1 pseudogene is annotated in these 388 nt (G+C 63.7%); it reads right to left on the bottom strand.

From position 1 onward, the window contains the following. Nucleotides 1-186, bottom strand: a pseudogene (locus tag WCE05_RS26365) (nicotinate phosphoribosyltransferase); the annotation flags it as partial. Nucleotides 187-388 lie beyond the last annotated feature (202 nt).

Below are 388 nucleotides of genomic sequence, written 5' to 3'. Positions count from 1 at the left end.
GTATTCCAGTTGTTCGCGGATGGCCGGCAGGTACAGGCGCAGGTCTTCCTGGTTGCGGCAGCGGAACTCCCATTCCACCTCGGCGTTGGGATAGTTGTGCAGCACCGCCTGCATCATGGTCAGCTTGTAGAAGTCGGTATCCAGCAGGTTCTGCACGATACGTTCGGAAAAAGCGCTCTCGGCCATGCTCGTCTCACCACTGCGTTTCAGCGGGCAGTCTACTGGAGGCGGCTGCCGGCGGACATAGGATCGCGCCCGGAGGGCTGTGGGATGGGGCGACAGCGCCGGCGGACAGCGCTGTTGTCGCTGTCCGCCGTTTCCGATCAGTGTGCGTTTGCCGCTTGCGTCACGCCTGGCGGGGCATCCGGCCTGGCCACCAGGGTGTAGA

It is taken from the genome of Pseudomonas sp. I2, from assembly GCF_040984075.1.
GTDB classification, from domain to species: Bacteria; Pseudomonadota; Gammaproteobacteria; order Pseudomonadales; family Pseudomonadaceae; genus Aquipseudomonas; species Aquipseudomonas guariconensis_B.
This window is presented reverse-complemented; position numbering and strand designations above follow the sequence as displayed.